General features: G+C 52.7%; 14 protein-coding genes and 1 pseudogene. 13 read left to right on the forward strand and 2 right to left on the reverse strand.

The annotated features are described in order from the left end of the window. Positions 1-194 precede the first annotated feature (194 nt). Positions 195-1,478, forward strand: a complete 1,284-nt coding sequence (entS, locus tag LF929_RS06420) for an enterobactin transporter EntS (protein WP_226092754.1) — start codon at positions 195-197, stop codon at positions 1,476-1,478. Between the two features lie 28 nt (positions 1,479-1,506). Here entS and fepB read toward each other — a convergent pair whose 3' ends face one another. Then, positions 1,507-2,553, reverse strand: a complete 1,047-nt coding sequence (gene fepB, locus LF929_RS06425) for a Fe2+-enterobactin ABC transporter substrate-binding protein (RefSeq protein ID WP_226092755.1) — start codon at positions 2,551-2,553, stop codon at positions 1,507-1,509. A 416-nt stretch (positions 2,554-2,969) separates the two neighbouring features. On the opposite strand from fepB, the gene LF929_RS06430 reads away from it, so the two are divergent. Next, on the forward strand, positions 2,970-4,826 hold the full coding sequence (locus LF929_RS06430) for an Svx/AvrXca family virulence/avirulence protein (RefSeq protein ID WP_210174170.1): 1,857 nt from the start codon (positions 2,970-2,972) through the stop codon (positions 4,824-4,826). A gap of 119 nt (positions 4,827-4,945) precedes the next feature. Here the strand turns inward: LF929_RS06430 and LF929_RS06435 are convergent, their stop codons facing one another. Beyond that, complete coding sequence (locus tag LF929_RS06435) at positions 4,946-5,752, reverse strand: 5'-nucleotidase, lipoprotein e(P4) family (protein WP_210174171.1); 807 nt, start codon at positions 5,750-5,752, stop codon at positions 4,946-4,948. A gap of 621 nt (positions 5,753-6,373) precedes the next feature. On the opposite strand from LF929_RS06435, the gene LF929_RS06440 reads away from it, so the two are divergent. The 11 genes and pseudogenes from LF929_RS06440 to LF929_RS06490 all read left to right on the forward strand — a co-directional run bounded on the left by LF929_RS06440 (position 6,374) and on the right by LF929_RS06490 (position 14,689). Continuing rightward, positions 6,374-7,165 carry an NPP1 family protein gene (locus LF929_RS06440; protein ID WP_226092756.1) on the forward strand — a complete coding sequence of 264 codons (792 nt, stop codon included), beginning with the start codon at positions 6,374-6,376 and terminating at the stop codon, positions 7,163-7,165. Positions 7,166-7,687: 522 nt separating this feature from the next. Continuing rightward, a complete protein-coding gene (locus LF929_RS06445; RefSeq protein ID WP_019844053.1) occupies positions 7,688-7,906 on the forward strand; it encodes an AlpA family transcriptional regulator in 219 nt (72 codons plus the stop codon). Further along, positions 7,903-8,760, forward strand: a complete 858-nt coding sequence (locus LF929_RS06450) for a hypothetical protein (protein WP_226092757.1) — start codon at positions 7,903-7,905, stop codon at positions 8,758-8,760. The genes LF929_RS06445 and LF929_RS06450 overlap by 4 nt, the downstream gene beginning before the upstream one ends. A 35-nt stretch (positions 8,761-8,795) precedes the next feature. Beyond that, positions 8,796-9,794, forward strand: a complete 999-nt coding sequence (locus tag LF929_RS06455; RefSeq protein WP_226092758.1) for a P2 family phage major capsid protein — start codon at positions 8,796-8,798, stop codon at positions 9,792-9,794. A gap of 7 nt (positions 9,795-9,801) precedes the next feature. Next, positions 9,802-10,311, forward strand: coding sequence for a GPO family capsid scaffolding protein (locus LF929_RS06460; RefSeq protein ID WP_226092759.1), 510 nt, complete (start codon positions 9,802-9,804; stop codon positions 10,309-10,311). Between the two features lie 88 nt (positions 10,312-10,399). Next, a pseudogene (locus tag LF929_RS06465) lies at positions 10,400-10,642 on the forward strand (ash family protein); the annotation flags it as partial. Between the two features lie 113 nt (positions 10,643-10,755). After that, positions 10,756-10,953, forward strand: coding sequence for a host cell division inhibitor Icd-like protein (locus LF929_RS06470; protein WP_226092765.1), 198 nt, complete (start codon positions 10,756-10,758; stop codon positions 10,951-10,953). Further along, positions 10,946-11,137, forward strand: a complete 192-nt coding sequence (locus tag LF929_RS06475; RefSeq protein ID WP_042862156.1) for a hypothetical protein — start codon at positions 10,946-10,948, stop codon at positions 11,135-11,137. Before LF929_RS06470 ends, LF929_RS06475 begins: the two co-directional genes overlap by 8 nt. Then, on the forward strand, positions 11,130-11,381 hold the full coding sequence (locus LF929_RS06480; protein ID WP_050569887.1) for a hypothetical protein: 252 nt from the start codon (positions 11,130-11,132) through the stop codon (positions 11,379-11,381). Before LF929_RS06475 ends, LF929_RS06480 begins: the two co-directional genes overlap by 8 nt. Next, positions 11,356-14,058, forward strand: coding sequence for a DUF927 domain-containing protein (locus LF929_RS06485; RefSeq protein WP_226092766.1), 2,703 nt, complete (start codon positions 11,356-11,358; stop codon positions 14,056-14,058). The genes LF929_RS06480 and LF929_RS06485 overlap by 26 nt, the downstream gene beginning before the upstream one ends. A 304-nt stretch (positions 14,059-14,362) precedes the next feature. After that, a complete protein-coding gene (locus tag LF929_RS06490; RefSeq protein ID WP_226092760.1) occupies positions 14,363-14,689 on the forward strand; it encodes an ogr/Delta-like zinc finger family protein in 327 nt (108 codons plus the stop codon). The last annotated feature ends 46 nt before the right edge of the window (positions 14,690-14,735 follow it).

Raw genomic sequence — 14,735 nt, forward strand, 5'->3', positions numbered from 1 at the left:
AGGTTTTGGCAAAGACATTGACCTGACGCTGGGTTAGCGGCATTTACCTCGGGGTTAACCCCCACAGGATTAACTATCGCAGGATTAACGCGTCATCCCTGGCTGGGTGTGCCGTTATTTCAGGTCGCTAATGGCGGTGCTGCGGCGCGGCTGCGGCCGCATTTTTATTAAAGACAGGAATTCAACCAAGACTCATGGCTAAATCTTCTTTTTTTCTCGACTTCAGCCTGCTCAGGCAGAACGCACATTTTCGCGCCATTTTTATGGCCCGCATGTTGTCGGTGTTTGCACTCGGTATGCTGACCGTTGGTGTACCGGTGCAGATTCAGGCGATGACCGGTTCTACGTTACAGGTCGGTATGGCGGTGGCATTGGATGGCATCGGTATGTTTATCGGGCTGATGTTGGGCGGGGTACTGGCGGATCGCTTTGATCGCCGCAAACTGATTTTGTTTGCCCGTGGCACTTGTGGGATAGGGTTTGTGGCACTGAGCCTGAATGCGTTTTCCGGCTCGCCGTCATTGCTGGCACTCTACGTGCTGGCAGCCTGGGACGGCTTTTTCGGCGCACTGGGGATGACCGCGTTGATGGCGGTGATCCCGTTGTTGGTCGGTCGGGAAAATTTACCGGCGGCTGGGGCGCTGACCATGTTGACGGTACGACTGGGGGCCATTTTGTCACCCGCACTGGGCGGGGTGATTATTGTCGCCGGTGGCGTAGGCTGGAATTTCGCGGTGGCGGCGGCCGGTACGTTGGCGACCTTGATCCCACTGGTGCGACTGCCGACCATGAAACCGGCACCGGGCAAGCCGGAGCACCCGTTGCAGGCGCTGGCTGGCGGGGTTCGTTTCGTTTGCGCGCACCCGGTGGTGGGGTGTGTGGTGTTGCTGGGAATGTTGGTGAGCGTGGTCGGTGCAATGCGGGTGCTGTTCCCGGCGCTGGCGGGTGACGCGTACCACGCCGGGCCATCGGCGGTCGGGTTAATGTATTCTGCCGTACCGCTGGGTGCCATGCTGGGGGCGTTTACCAGTGGCTGGGTATCCGGTGTCGCGCGGCCGGGGCGCATTCTGCTGGGGTGTGCGACCGGAGCATTTCTGGCGGTGGGGTCGCTGGGGTTGTTCAGCCATTTGCTGCCCGCGTTGCTGGCGTTGGTTTGTTATGGCTATTTCAACGCGATCACCTCGTTGCTGCAGTTCACCCTGATTCAGAGCCACACGCCGGATCACCTGTTGGGCCGGGTTAATAGCCTCGGTACCGCGCAGGATGTCACCGGCGATTCCGTTGGCGCGTTGATTCTGGGGCTGATGGGCAAACTCCTGGTGCCTGCGACCAGCATTTTGGCGTTCGGCGCGGCGGCGACCGCGTTGGGGGCACTGATGACATTGCTGGTACGTCCGCTACGGCAATGCCGTTTTGGCGAACCGGTGGAAACACAGCGTGAAGAGGACACAACCGACGACGCGTTACAGGAAGGATAACGCGTCGCCGTGTGCTCCATGCTGTCGGTCAGTGAGCCGCTGGCCGACGAAAATGGTGTTCGACCTGGTTTAGCATGTTGCTGGCGCTGTAATAATCGAGCCGGAAGGTATCCGGGCCCATCGCCCAGACACGGTGCTGCATGACCGGATCGAGGTGACTGAGGAATGGGTTGTCGATGACTCGCTTCACGGTATTCTCGTCAGTGGCGAACAGCAACAGTGACTGGCCGTTGAGACTGGCAGCCATATTCTCGCCGGAGATTTGCACAATATCTTGCCGTTTGCCCATTCGCGTTTCGGTAGGCAGGTTGTCCGGCAGCGAGGCTAACTGGAACCCGAGTTCATGGAGCAATTGTCCCTGTGCGGACGAGGGTGTCCATAGGTTAACGCCCCGACCGTCTTCGTAATACACCAGCGCCGACACGGGTTGTGGCGGCAACTGAATCGCCTGTTTCACCGCCTGCACCCGCTGTTCGAAACGCGCAATCACCTGGCGGGCATCGGTTTCGTGACCGGTAGCTGCACCCAGATAGTCAGCCAGCTGTTGCCAGCTTTTGTCACCGTAATCCACTACCAGCGTCGGCGCGATGGCCGAAAGCTGTTCATACAGTTTCAGGGCGGAGTCACCGCCAGTGGCGGCAATAATGATCATGTCCGGTGCGGCCGCGGCAATCGCTTCTGCGTTCGGTTCGGTGATATAGAGCGGTTTGACGTGGCGGGCTTTTGCCTCGGCACTCCACTGACGAAAGAACCCTTGCTCGTCAGCCACGACGGTATCAGGGCTGGTGGCACCCGAGCCAACCAGTGGCGCATTGATAGCCAATAGTGTGCCGCTGAGGGTGACACTGGTGGAAACGATGCGTTGTGGTGGGTGCGTGAGTGTGAGCGGCCCTTTCGGTGTTGGAACCGTACGGGGCCAGCCCGCGGACGCTGACGCCGGGGTTGTTGGCGTTGGGGAGGAGGCGTTGTCGCAACCGACCAGCAGCATTGCCAGTAACCCCAGTAGCCAGGGTAGGTAACCCTGTTGTTTATTCCCTGATGGCACGCTCTGCGCGCACGTCCCTGATCCCAGCATACGTTTACCTGTTGAGCATGAAAATGTGCCGCAAGGTTATCGATAATACGTATCATATTCAATACGATTGAGTGGGATGGTTAATATCTCTTAATGATTTCCTGGGGTGAAAATGATCAGTTAACCATGCTGTTTTTTTGGTCTCAGACATGTTCATCGTTTTTTCAAAGTAAAACGGACAGCGGTTATGTCATGTTTTGTTAATCATGATTCATCACTGTGTATCGAAAGCATAATAAGTGTAATAAAGTTAATGTGTTGTTCTGTTGAGAACAGCGAAACTCTCTTTATTTATACAAAACAGGTCATGAAGACCTTAGGCTGCCTTTGACGTCCGATGTCAGGAGGCTTGCTTTCCTTTTCATTGGATCGTGAGAAGGCGTACTTACTCATTATCATGCTCGGAAAACGGACTTATGTCGCAGATAAAAAAGCATATTTCTCTGGGGCGCTGCCTGTTTGTCGCAGGTAGCCTATTGGCGGCGAACGCCGCTTATGCCGATGAAACCTGTGTGGCAGGCAACTGGCAAGTCAGTAACGTCAGCGATATGCCCGCAGTGCAGTATCAAACCGAACACTTCGCGTTTCGCTGGAACAGTAATCAGGTTAAGCAGGCCGACGTCGTTGCCGCCGGTAAGCAACTGGAGTTGATTTGGGATAAGTTCATCAACCAGATCAAATTCCCGCAGCCGTATTGCAACGCCACCACCAAGTACAAAGCGAATATTCATATTGACCCGTCTTTCGGCCTGAGCGGTGGGATTGCCGACGGTAGCACGATGGGGATGTGGATCGGTCCCGACGCACTACTTGACCATTGGGGGCTGGCGCATGAGTTCACCCACGCGTTGCAAGGGCAGACCGGCAGCTTCCAGTCTTACGGTAATCAAAACTTTGTCGGCTGGATTTGGGAGTCCCATGCGAACTGGATGGCGCATCAGCTTGATGAATACCACGGTACCTCCACGCATTGTTCTGACATGCTGGTGAATTATCCGCACCTCTATCTGGGATCGACCCGCGATCGTTACTGTAACTGGCAGTTCATGGAACACCTGAAGAACCGCTATGGCTACAGTGCCGTTAACGACCTGTGGGCTAACGCGCCGAAGGTGGGAAGCGCCGGGCAAAATACAACCGACCCGATCAGTGTGCTGAAGAGCAACATGGGCTGGAGCCAATCCGAACTGAACGATTTCTTCGGCGACTGGGCGATGCACAACGTTAACTGGGACTATACCGATCCTGATGGATACGATCGCAGCAGCTTTTATCGTCTCAGCTATGGGGGATATGGTGCGCTGACGCCATCTCAGGCCAACGCGGATCAGCTATTGCGTACTACCGCGCTGGAGCCGGTCAGTGCCTCTGGCGTAAGACGATTTGCCGTGCCGTTTGATCAGGCACCGCAACGCTGGGGTTACAACATTGTTCGCCTGATCCCGGATAGTGGTGCCACCAAGGTAACGGTGTCGTTTCAGGGTGTGGTGCAAAGCGCACCGGCGGTTAACCGCCTGCCGGGCTTAAAGAACGATCCGGTTTCGCTCACCCAGCCGGATTCCGACTGGCGCTGGGGCCTGGTGGCGATCGACTCCGCCGGCAAGAGCCGCTACAGCACGCTGCAACGTGGTGCTTCAGCCAAAATCAGCAACTTTGCGGTGAAATCCAATGACAAAGGGTTGTATCTGGTGGTGATGGGGACACCGTCGCAAATGCATCAGATTACCTGGGATCAGGCGTATTACTCGTTGTACCGCTATCCGTGGACGGTGGACCTGACCAACGCCTGGGCGGAAGGCTCACAGCCAAACGCGCCGACACCGACTGCCAAGGGCCGTCGCCACAGTAATGGCGGTGGTTGGGTGGCGAATGGTGCACAAGTGGCATCGACCGCATATGTCGGGCCGTATGCCCGCGTGATTGGCGGCAAGGTGCTGGATTATGCCCGTATCGAAGATCATGCGACAGTGTTAAGCGGCACGGTCTCAGGTAATGCCCGTGTAGGGGGTCTGACTGTCGTGCAGGGCGATACGGTCATCAAAGACAATGCGCAGGTGAATACCGTGTTTAAAGGGCCGGGAGCATTTGAGCCTGGCGTGGTGGTGTCCGGCTCGGCGCAATTGCGTGGTGATGCGGAAATTCGTGGTGTTTCTGTCTCTCAGGGGGTGTTCTACGGCTTCATTGACGACAATGAGGTGCGGGACAATCAGGCCGGTGCCAGCCTGAGCGACGCGGTACCTGAGGTGACTGAACGTCCGGCTTACGCCAAATAAGCCGCAGACAAGATCGGCGGTATATCACCGATTGGTCGATAATATCAGTCGGTTACGTGAGTGAAAGGAACAACGGGGCAGACGCCCCGTTGTTGTTGGCCAATGCGCTGTAATCCGGATTACTGGCCGTTCCAGACACGCATCTGTTGGCTGCGTACCTGTAACTTTTGTTCTGGCGTCAGCGCGTTGTAGTTGCTGCTAAGGCCGCTCTCCCAGTCGCCGTAAAGCGGGTTAGGCAATACGATGAACTGTGTGCCGAATTTCGCCCGGTTTGCACTGACAAACGCACGGCGTTCATCGTTCAGCTTGTGGTACGTCGCAGCGCCGAAATCATTGAGGTTGTCGCCAACATACAGCACGATCTGGTTGCCTTTCGCGCTGATTTCATCAAAGCGGGCTTGCTTGTTGCTGCTTCCTTTGCTCAGCCACAGTGTCTGGCTGTTCACATCCGGGAAACCGAGTTTTAGCATGTTTTCGCGGGTATCCGTGGCTTCGCTTTCCAGCCGGTTCGAGACATAGAACACCTGCCCGCCATGACTATTCACATAGCGTGCAAATTCCACTGCGCCGGGTACGGCCAGAGCCTGACGGGCATGTGACCAGCGGCTCCAGCTTGCAGGACTAAAGGGCTGATGCTCTTTGGCCTGCCAGCCGCTGTAGGCGCTGTTATCCAGCATGGTTTCATCCAGGTCAACCACGACGACTTTTTTCTTACCGGCAGTCACAGGCGCGGCATCGAATGCCACGCGAGCCGAGTTGAATGCCTGATAACACAATGCCTGATATTCACCCGACTGCTGGAACCAGTTCAGAGCCAGCACCGACTGGTTAGAGAGCGTCGTCTGGGCTTGTTGTGACGGTGTGCTGCAACCGGTTAACGCCAGCATTACCATCAGAGCGCCTGCGCTGAAAGTCAGCTTTTTCATGTGTTTTCCTTTCTTGTTTGGGCCTGGCAGGGTAAGTGCACCGCGCCGAAGTCATGGAGTACGTGCATCAACGTATCGAAACAGCAATGTATCAGAGAGTAAATACGCAGATTTTATTTGTACGCACTTTTTTAAGTGCTGTCACGAATCTGTGGGGGGACGAATTCGGGCTTCAGAAGGCGCCACCACGATGTGAAGGTGCTGGGGAGTGAAGAACCTATCTCATCTGGTGCTAAGAAATGAAGTAAAAAACAAAGGACGATAATAATAAGAAAAATAACAGCGAATCAGGTGTGGATAATTAATTGGAGAGGGTTATCTCGGTTTTATTTATTTTAAAACGAAAATGAAAATAAATATTGAAGAGGTAATATAGAGGTTGTTTCTCCGGGTAATCATTGGTTGCTGGCTGAAATATAGCTATGATAATTTTCTGGAGACCATTCTTTATCTATTTTTTGTCATAAGGCTGAAATGGATGGTTGATGGTTTTTCTTATTAATGGTTTTACTGAATAACGATTTGCTGATTAAAAAATTACGCGTTAATTGTAATTCCACTCTTTATTTTTAAAAACACGAATGGGCATGACGCCTAAGCAAAATGGAAACAGGAGATACTATGTTTTTAAAGAAGAAAGTAATATTGGCAACCCTTCCTCTCTGGGCCGTATTTACAGCACATGCTGATGATTTCGACAAACTGGATCAGGCATTACCTTCCGGTGTTAACGCGGCGTCGATTGCGCCGGTATTTGATTTCGATACCGATGGCTGCTTGCCCAGTGCTGGAATCAGTCGCAGCGGTCAGCAAAATGGCGGCCTCAATCCGACGGGTAGCCTCACCGGTGGTTGCCGCTGGACGACGTTTCTCGATAAATCCAATACGCTACATCGGTACGCCTGCGTGAATAGTGGTGGTAACCGTTACTGCGGCCATTTTTATGCGCTCTATTTCCTGAAAGATCAGATTGTGGCGGGCGTCAAAAGCGGCCACCGAAATGACTGGGAATATGCGGCAGTCTGGACCAAAAACGGCACGGTAACGCATGGTAGCTATAGCGCCCACGGCAAGCTGACGACAGCCGCTGCCTCCAGCCTGGATAAACAAAATGGCCACCTGAAGTTTGTCTATCACAAAGATGGTGCGCTGACCCATGCGTTTCGTTTTGCCAAATCAGGCGAGCAGGCGGAAAACCCTTATAACACCTTTGTCACGCCGGATATTGTCAGTTGGTATGCCGTGCATGGCGATGGCGTCAGCAATCAAGAGATGCGTAATAAAATGAATACGTTTGATTATAGCTCGGCAGATATCCCGATGAAGGACAGCAATTTTCTGTCTAACCTGAACGCGGGTAAACCGGGTGATTACCCGAACTTCACGCAAGCCAGCGTGGACAGCGCTAAATAATGTACCGGCCGGGCCTGACAGTCCGGCTAACGTCATTTTTATGATTTATAGTTGTTTTTAAAGGATTTTTAGACTTACTGAGAAGGTGTGAGACGGGGTGATGGCGTCCCCAGCAGGAATCGAATTTAATAAATAAAATATTGAATTTTAAGTATTTTACTTGTTTTTGCTTTTTGTTTTATACATTTAGTTATACGCATTTATGATAAATTTTATTCTGCCTTACTGAATTAGGACATGGCTGCACTCTGTCTATTTCCCTTGTTATTTTCATTTCTTTACAAAAGATTATTTCGTGAGCTTCAAATTGTTGAATATAGGTGAATAATGGTGAATACGGGTGAGGAGTGGTAAGAATAAAAATAATAAGATCTGTTATTCTTTTTCACACGCCGCTGTTACAAATCCTGCATATTTACATGGTGACATTAAGATGTAACTCTATATCCATCCAACCGGTTCTTACCTAATCTGAGATTTTCTCACATGGTCTAATTGTATTTGTTTTGAGGAAGGGAATGTATGAGTTTATCTATTAATGAAAATAATGACGTGCGCCTAATCCGTCTGAAGGATGTGATATCAAAAACAGGGTTGCCGCGTTCAACACTTTACCGCCGAATGAAAGAAGGATTGTTTCCACTGAATGTGTCTATTGGAGAAAACTCTGTAGCATGGGTGGAGCATGAGGTTAATGATTGGATTAATGATAGTTTAAAGAATAGAAAGAGCATGAAATGAAAAAAATTCCTTTTTGTAAGCATAGCCCATCAATGAATATTATTGCGGCGTATGTTTCGATCCCTTTTGAAACTGATCACGGTGATGGTGGTTTTGCTATTCGGGTGATTGAGATTTACCGTTTATTCAAAATGGAACGATTGTTAGCTGAGTTTGAAATGCTGACCGGCTATGGTGCGCCCTGGTATCGGTGCGACGCTGAAGAAATTAACGCATTGGTTGAGCGCGGTACGGCTATCTGCGACGCGGCACGCCAAGCCAGCCAGGAAGCCGAACGTGAAAAAGCACAGTGTGAGAGCCTGCTCACCAATCTTAGCCAGGGGGCTTTTGATGCAGCTAAATGGCGTATGTCACTTAAAGAAGCATTAAGGCAAACACAGGATAAGGCATTACGGGCGAAAGATAACGCTGAACGAGCCAGGTTAGTATTAAATGCACGACTGGGATTATTAGGGCTGTTGCGTCCGGTGGTTGAGGATATGTTGAGTAAGCGTATCAAGGGGCTGAGAAATAAGGTAATGGAACAACTACCGATTATCGAGTTGCCCGCTTATACCTATCAGGTTTCATTACACCCCAGTGGGTTGGAAGAAAAATCACATATTAGTGCCTGGAAAACAATGGATGCATTACAGTCGGCTATTCAGAAAGTAGTAAACCATTGCCGTACTCCTACGGATAAATATGAGTTAAATCACCACGGTGTTGAAAAAGCAGAATTATGCCGGTGTTATTACAGTGCTGACGGTGAGCTATTTCGTCAATTAATGCCGGTTGCCGATTATGTAGATTCCATGTTGCCTGGGAAAGTTGCTTTTTCTAAAAAGCAAAGGTTAATGAAAAGCGATATCTAACTAAGTTTATCACTCCATTTAAAAAGGAAATAACCATGATTCACGTTAATGCTCCGGCATTGGCGGGGGAGTTTCATCGAAATTTTACCCGTGGTGTGCAATTTATTAATAAAGAAAAAGGCAGCTTTACTATTTCGGCTGGTGCTGAGAAACAGTTGCGTATCGCGCTGATGGAATCGGGCTGGATGATGCAGGGCATTACCTTGCTTGATGTGGATGACGGGGCCGGGCAGGCGATTACGCTCGGTGATAATAGCCTGCATACCGGGCGCAGTCTTAACGGGCGTTTTAACAAACCGCTGGCAGTGAATGGCACCCCTTATGTTTTGGTTGAAACGGATACGTGCGCGTCGCTCAGTTATCACCAGATGTCTGCCATTGCCAATTTGGGAGGCATTGAACACTTTACCCGTGTGGTATCTGATTTCTTCGATCGTGTGATGGCATTGGATATCCTGCGCATCGGCTTTAATGGTGCCTTTATTTCACCGGAAACCCGCCCCGAAAAATATCCCAGAGGTCAGGATGTCAACCTGGGCTGGCACGCGCTGGCCAAGCAGTTCAACGGCGGCTCTCAGGTTCTGACGGATGCCTTTACGTTGGGGCCGGGAGGGCATTTCCCCCATCTGGATGCACTGGCAAACCATTTAATCACTGAAAAAATTCCAGAAGGTTTTCGGGATGATCCGCGCCTGGTGGTGTTGGTCGGGGCAGAACTGGCGGCAATGGAACGGTTACGACTGTTCATGATGGCAGACAAACCTGCTGATACTGCTGCTGCACAGATGGCGACCAGCTCTGTAGCCGGGCGCTTTGCCTTTGTACCGCCGTTTATGCCGGGAAAACGCCTGGCTGTCACCACACTGGACAACTTGCACGTCTACACGCAGATGAATACCCGTTATTTCCGAGCGGCCTTTATCGATGACCGCAAGGTTTATGAGCATAGCTATTTGCGTAATGAAGGTTATGCGCTGGGGGATGGGTGCTTATATGCCGCTGCTGATGAAAACGCCGTGACGTTAGTGCAGTGAGGACGGGATGAACGATTCACAGTTAAGTACGGGGTGGTTTTGTGTTGCCACGCAAGGGGCAACGATTGACGGGCGTTACATTGAGCCGGAATGGCTTGTCGATATGGCACAAACCTACGATCCCAAGCGCTATACCGCGTTGATTTGGGAAGAGCACCGGCGTGATGCGGATAACCTGGGGGAAGTGCTGGCGGCCCGGCATGAAATCCATCAGGGGGAGATGCGTTTATATGTGCGTATCCGGCCAACGGCCAGATTGGTGCGCTACAACGAGAACGGGCAAAAACTGTTTTGCTCGATTGAAGTCGCTGAGGATTTTCCGTCAGAAGGGCGTTTTTATCTCAGTGGGTTGGCTGTTACTGACAGCCCAGCCAGTGGAGGAACATCCCGGCTGAGTTTTAGTCGTAATCGAGCGTATTTCTCGCGTCGGGGGAAACCGATCCACTGTAGTCGGCCTGTTCCTTGTCATTTTTCGTTGTCGCCATCTGGCTGGTTTGCCGCCATTTCCGGGGGCTGAGGCGGGGCCAAAAAATACCCGGTGCGGTGGTTGCACCGGGTATCTCTGACGTATCAGGAGTGTCTCATCCATGAGAACAGGAAGGACTATGTACGCGATAACGTTTCCCGTCAATCATGGGAATTCGGATAAAAACCGCTTGCTGTCGCCAGAAAACGCGGGGTATAGTTTTCGCGTTGCCGCAAAATCGGCAACCGGGCGTAGGAACCCGAAACGTTTACAGGCGACACCAGACGCGCCATGCGTCTTTTTTATTGTCGATGCTTTTGCACACCTAGCAGAAATGGCTTTTTGCCATGCAGAATCAATGGTGGGCTGGGCGGGGCAGCCTTCGGGCTGGCCGGTTTCCTGTAACGCCGGTATTCCTACCCCCGCTCAGTCCACCACCCGCAGTGTAGGAACTCAGGTGGTGGGTATTTTACCCAGTTACAGGAGGCTACCTTTATGGTTGCGACCCCTACCCAAACTCACCCTGAATTTGTCTTTCTATTCCTGGCTGTACGCCGTTCAGATATTGATGCCGTACCACACCGTGAAAACGTGGTGGCTCCCAATGAACAGTGTGCCCGCCGTTTACTGGCGCGTGATTATGTTCTTGCCTTTGCAGGGCGTTTGCCGGTTATCGGAGGCCGCCATGTTTAACGATACCCCGCTGGAACTGGATGAAGCGCTTGATCAATGTCGTGCGCTGGCCTATGCCCTGATTGAACTGGATCAGCCGGAAGTGCGAGAGATCCTGATATTTATTCTGGCTGAACGCCTGAACCTGTTATATCGCCTTAATGAATCCCCGGAGCCTGATAACCCGGAGGATGCCTATGAATAACGCTCATTTCCCATGTGCCTACACCCAGCGTGGTGATGAAAAAATTCAACGGGCGATGCTGGTTGCCGGATTAATGGCGGATCTACTGCGTGATCGTGACGGTATGGTGGCGCAACCCCTCAATGTAGAAAGCGTGGCAGCGGTCTTTGAATGTGTGCATGAACAGCTCAATGATGCTGTTAGCAATAATGCGTTTATGTCAGAAGCGCTATCGCCGGATGAAGGGGGCGCGTGTGACGCATAAACATCAATTGTCATCGACAGTAAAGGCGGCCAATGGCCGCTGGGGGCAGATTTTACCGGCATTAGGGATAAGCGTACCGGGAAATGGCAGGCATGGAGCCTGCCCAACATGCGGCGGGTCTGATCGTTTTCGGTTTGATGATAAACAGGGGCGCGGCACCTGGTTCTGTAATCAGTGCGGGCATGGTGACGGCTTAGATCTGGTGCAACGGGTCAATGGTTATGACGCGAAAACCGCGGCTGATGCTGTGGCCGCTGTGCTGTCGTTACCGGTGGTGCAACAGCCCGCTGATTCGCCCGCCAGAAAGGATACTGACGATGCCGAAAAGCGCCGTCTGTTCCAGGCGACTTACCGCCAGTTGCGTGCGCAGAGTACACCCGGCGACAGTGTATATCTCGCCAGTAAAGGGTTAACGGGGCAGTCTTTGCCCCTGATTAGCCATGAGCAACGTAGCGGCGGTGTGTCCTTTCCTACCGGTTCGCTGCTGTTGCCGGTGAGCGATATCCACGGGCAGATTATCGGCGCTCAACTGATTAGCCCTTCGGGGGATAAGCGGCTGTTGCCAAATTCGGTACTGAACGGGGGATTTATTGCTGTTCAGCCGGTGCCGGAAGCCATGCCGGAGCAGGTGACAATCACCGAAGGCTACGCCACGGCGTTAACCGTGGCCGCAATGACGGAGGGGATCACCGTGGCGGCGGTGGCCGCCAGTAATCTGCTGAATGTGGCGCAGGCGTTCCGGTTGCGCTGGCCGGAGGTTCGGCTGGTGATTGCCGGTGACAATGACCTGATTGATGGTAAAGAAAACACCGGCAGGCATTGGGCGGAGAAGGCTGCGAAAGCGGTCGATGGCTGGGTGACACTTCCCCCTACGCGCCATAAAGCTGATTGGGATGACTTTCGACAGGAGCATGGCCCGGAACGGGCCAAAGAAGCCTTTCGGGAGGAAATGGTGCTTTATGGCAAAGGTAAAACCCGTCTGCCGCAGGGGTTCCGGCTTACCCAGGAATATCTGTGGTTTGACAAGCAGGTGAACAAGTCCGATGGCGATGTGGAAATTCGTAATATCAAGATATGCAGCCCGCTGCGGGTAACGGCCATTACCTGTGACATTGACGGCAGCAACTACGGTCGCCTACTGGAGTGGGAAGATACCAACGGCATCCAGAGAAAATGGGCGATGCCGATGGAAATGCTGGGCGGCAGTGGGGAAGAGTTACGCCGGGTACTGCTGGTTAATGGGCTGTCGTACATCAACACTAACGGCCAGGCGCGGGCGCACCTGATGGAATATATCTCGTTGTGCAAGCCTGACCGCAAAGTGACCTGTGTAGATAAAACCGGCTGGCATGGTGGGGTGTACGTGTTGCAGGACGAAGTGATCGGAGATGAGGCGGATACGGTGATCCTGCAAACGTCCTGTGTTCAAGGGCGTGATTTTCGTACTGCCGGATCACTGGCGGATTGGCGTGAACAGGTCGCACGGTATTGTGTGGGTAATGCCCGTGTTGCATTTGCGGTTAGCCTGGCTTTTGCTGCACCACTGCTGAAACTGGCCGGTGTCGGCGGCGGTGGTTATCACCTGAAAGGGGAATCAACGGACGGCAAAACCACCACCATGAAGGTAGCAGCGTCAGTCTGTGGCGGCACGGATTACTGGCATACCTGGCGAGCGACGGGCAACGCGCTGGAAGGCACCGCCAGCCGCCGTAATGATGCCGCCCTGATGCTGGATGAAATCCGCGAAGTGGACGGGCGCGAAGCCGGAAATATCGCCTATATGCTGGCGAACGGCCAGGGCAAAGCGCGGGCCAGAACGGACGGCAGTGTCAGGGAAACCAGCCGTTGGTGTCTGCTGTTTTTGTCTACCGGGGAATTATCGCTGGTGGAACATGCCGCCAATGCCGGGGAGCGAACCTATGCCGGGGTTGAAGTGCGGATGGTACAAATCCCCAGTGATTCCGGTAAATACGGCGTATTTGAAACATTGCACGGTTTTGCCGGAGGCAAGGCGCTGGCCGAGCATTTAGAGCAGGCGGTCACGCAATACCACGGCACGGCGTTTCGTGCCTGGCTGCATCACCTGACGGCGGATTTGCCCGGTATGACGGCCAAAGCCAAAAGCCTGTTAAAGACCTACACCCGCGAGATGACGCCGCAGGATGCCGGTAATCAGGTGGGCAGGGCGGTCACGCGCTTTGCGCTGGTGGCAATGGCCGGAGAGCTGGCAACCCAAGCCGGTATAACCGGTTGGCCTGCCGGGGAAGCATTGCAGGCGGCCAAAAGCTGCCTGGCGGCGTGGATGGCTGATCGTGGTCATGCGGCTAATCAGGAAGAAGCGGCCGCACTGGAGCAGGTGAAAACCTTTATGACGCGCAATCAGTTTAGCCGTTTTGCTGACTGGCATAACGAGCAAAGTCGCCCGTCCAATATGGTGGGGTTTCGTCAGGTGGTGAAAGGTGGCCACAGCGGAGAAGCCGTCACGCTTTTCTATGTGCTGCCATCTGGCTGGAAAGAAATCTGTCAGGGGTTTGATGCCAAAAAGGTGGCGCAGTTGTGTGCCAGGGCGGGGTATCTGGACTTACCGGATGATGCCAGCCGGACACAGAAAAACATCCGCCTGCCAGAAATAGGCGTCAAGCGGGTGTACCAGTTTAACAGCAGCGTTTTAGGGTAATTCTCTCGCGTATCTTATTTTTCTGAGGTAACAGAGGTAACACTGGTAACAGACAGGCAGGACAAGGGGGAAACCTGTTACCAGTAAGGCATAGTCACCGGTAACAGTGGTAACACTTACAAGTTTGTTACCAGCGTTACCAGCAGGAATAAGACAGAGGTAACAGATAAAAGCCATATATATCAAGGCTGTTACCAGTGTTACCGCTGTTACCACGCGCAGAGAAGAGACAGACAATTAGGAATGACCGTTCGCAAAGGCTTTTTTCCTGGCGGGCGGTGGGTGAAGAAAAGGTGAGGAACTGATGAGAGTAATGCGCGTGTATTGTCCTGAATGTAGTTCGCTGGCGGTGGTGCGAAAGACCAATCGCAAACATCCACAGATTGCCGATATCTACTGCGCCTGTAGCAATATGGAATGCGGTCACACGTTTGTGATGAACATGACCTTTTCACATACCTTAAGCCCCAGTGCGTTGACACATGGCCGACTGATGAAAAACATGATTGATGCCATCGCACCAGACAAACGTCAGGAAATGATCGACCTGTTAAGCCAGGCACAGGATGATGACCAAAAGGTGAGTAAACCGCAAGGGCCGGTGAGCGCCACGGCGCAAAGTCGGCGCTGATAGGCTCCTTGTCTCTGTGTTCTCACCGTTCACGTTTTTCAGTGAG

The organism is Dickeya oryzae (genome assembly GCF_020406815.2).
Taxonomy (GTDB): domain Bacteria; phylum Pseudomonadota; class Gammaproteobacteria; order Enterobacterales; family Enterobacteriaceae; genus Dickeya; species Dickeya oryzae.

Bases quoted from the DNA above. Each gene is read 5' to 3' on its own strand.
- LF929_RS06450 (WP_226092757.1), top strand. From the start codon at position 7,903: ATGAAAAAAATTCCTTTTTGTAAGCATAGCCCATCAATGAATATTATT.
- LF929_RS06480 (WP_050569887.1), top strand. From the start codon at position 11,130: ATGAATAACGCTCATTTCCCATGTGCCTACACCCAGCGTGGTGATGAA.
- LF929_RS06455 (WP_226092758.1), top strand. From the start codon at position 8,796: ATGATTCACGTTAATGCTCCGGCATTGGCGGGGGAGTTTCATCGAAAT.
- LF929_RS06440 (WP_226092756.1), top strand. From the start codon at position 6,374: ATGTTTTTAAAGAAGAAAGTAATATTGGCAACCCTTCCTCTCTGGGCC.
- LF929_RS06490 (WP_226092760.1), top strand. From the start codon at position 14,363: ATGAGAGTAATGCGCGTGTATTGTCCTGAATGTAGTTCGCTGGCGGTG.
- LF929_RS06470 (WP_226092765.1), top strand. From the start codon at position 10,756: ATGGTTGCGACCCCTACCCAAACTCACCCTGAATTTGTCTTTCTATTC.
- LF929_RS06475 (WP_042862156.1), top strand. From the start codon at position 10,946: ATGTTTAACGATACCCCGCTGGAACTGGATGAAGCGCTTGATCAATGT.
- fepB (WP_226092755.1), bottom strand. From the start codon at position 2,553: ATGCTGGGATCAGGGACGTGCGCGCAGAGCGTGCCATCAGGGAATAAA.
- LF929_RS06435 (WP_210174171.1), bottom strand. From the start codon at position 5,752: ATGAAAAAGCTGACTTTCAGCGCAGGCGCTCTGATGGTAATGCTGGCG.
- LF929_RS06485 (WP_226092766.1), top strand. From the start codon at position 11,356: ATGAAGGGGGCGCGTGTGACGCATAAACATCAATTGTCATCGACAGTA.
- LF929_RS06445 (WP_019844053.1), top strand. From the start codon at position 7,688: ATGAGTTTATCTATTAATGAAAATAATGACGTGCGCCTAATCCGTCTG.
- LF929_RS06460 (WP_226092759.1), top strand. From the start codon at position 9,802: ATGAACGATTCACAGTTAAGTACGGGGTGGTTTTGTGTTGCCACGCAA.
- LF929_RS06430 (WP_210174170.1), top strand. From the start codon at position 2,970: ATGTCGCAGATAAAAAAGCATATTTCTCTGGGGCGCTGCCTGTTTGTC.
- entS (WP_226092754.1), top strand. From the start codon at position 195: ATGGCTAAATCTTCTTTTTTTCTCGACTTCAGCCTGCTCAGGCAGAAC.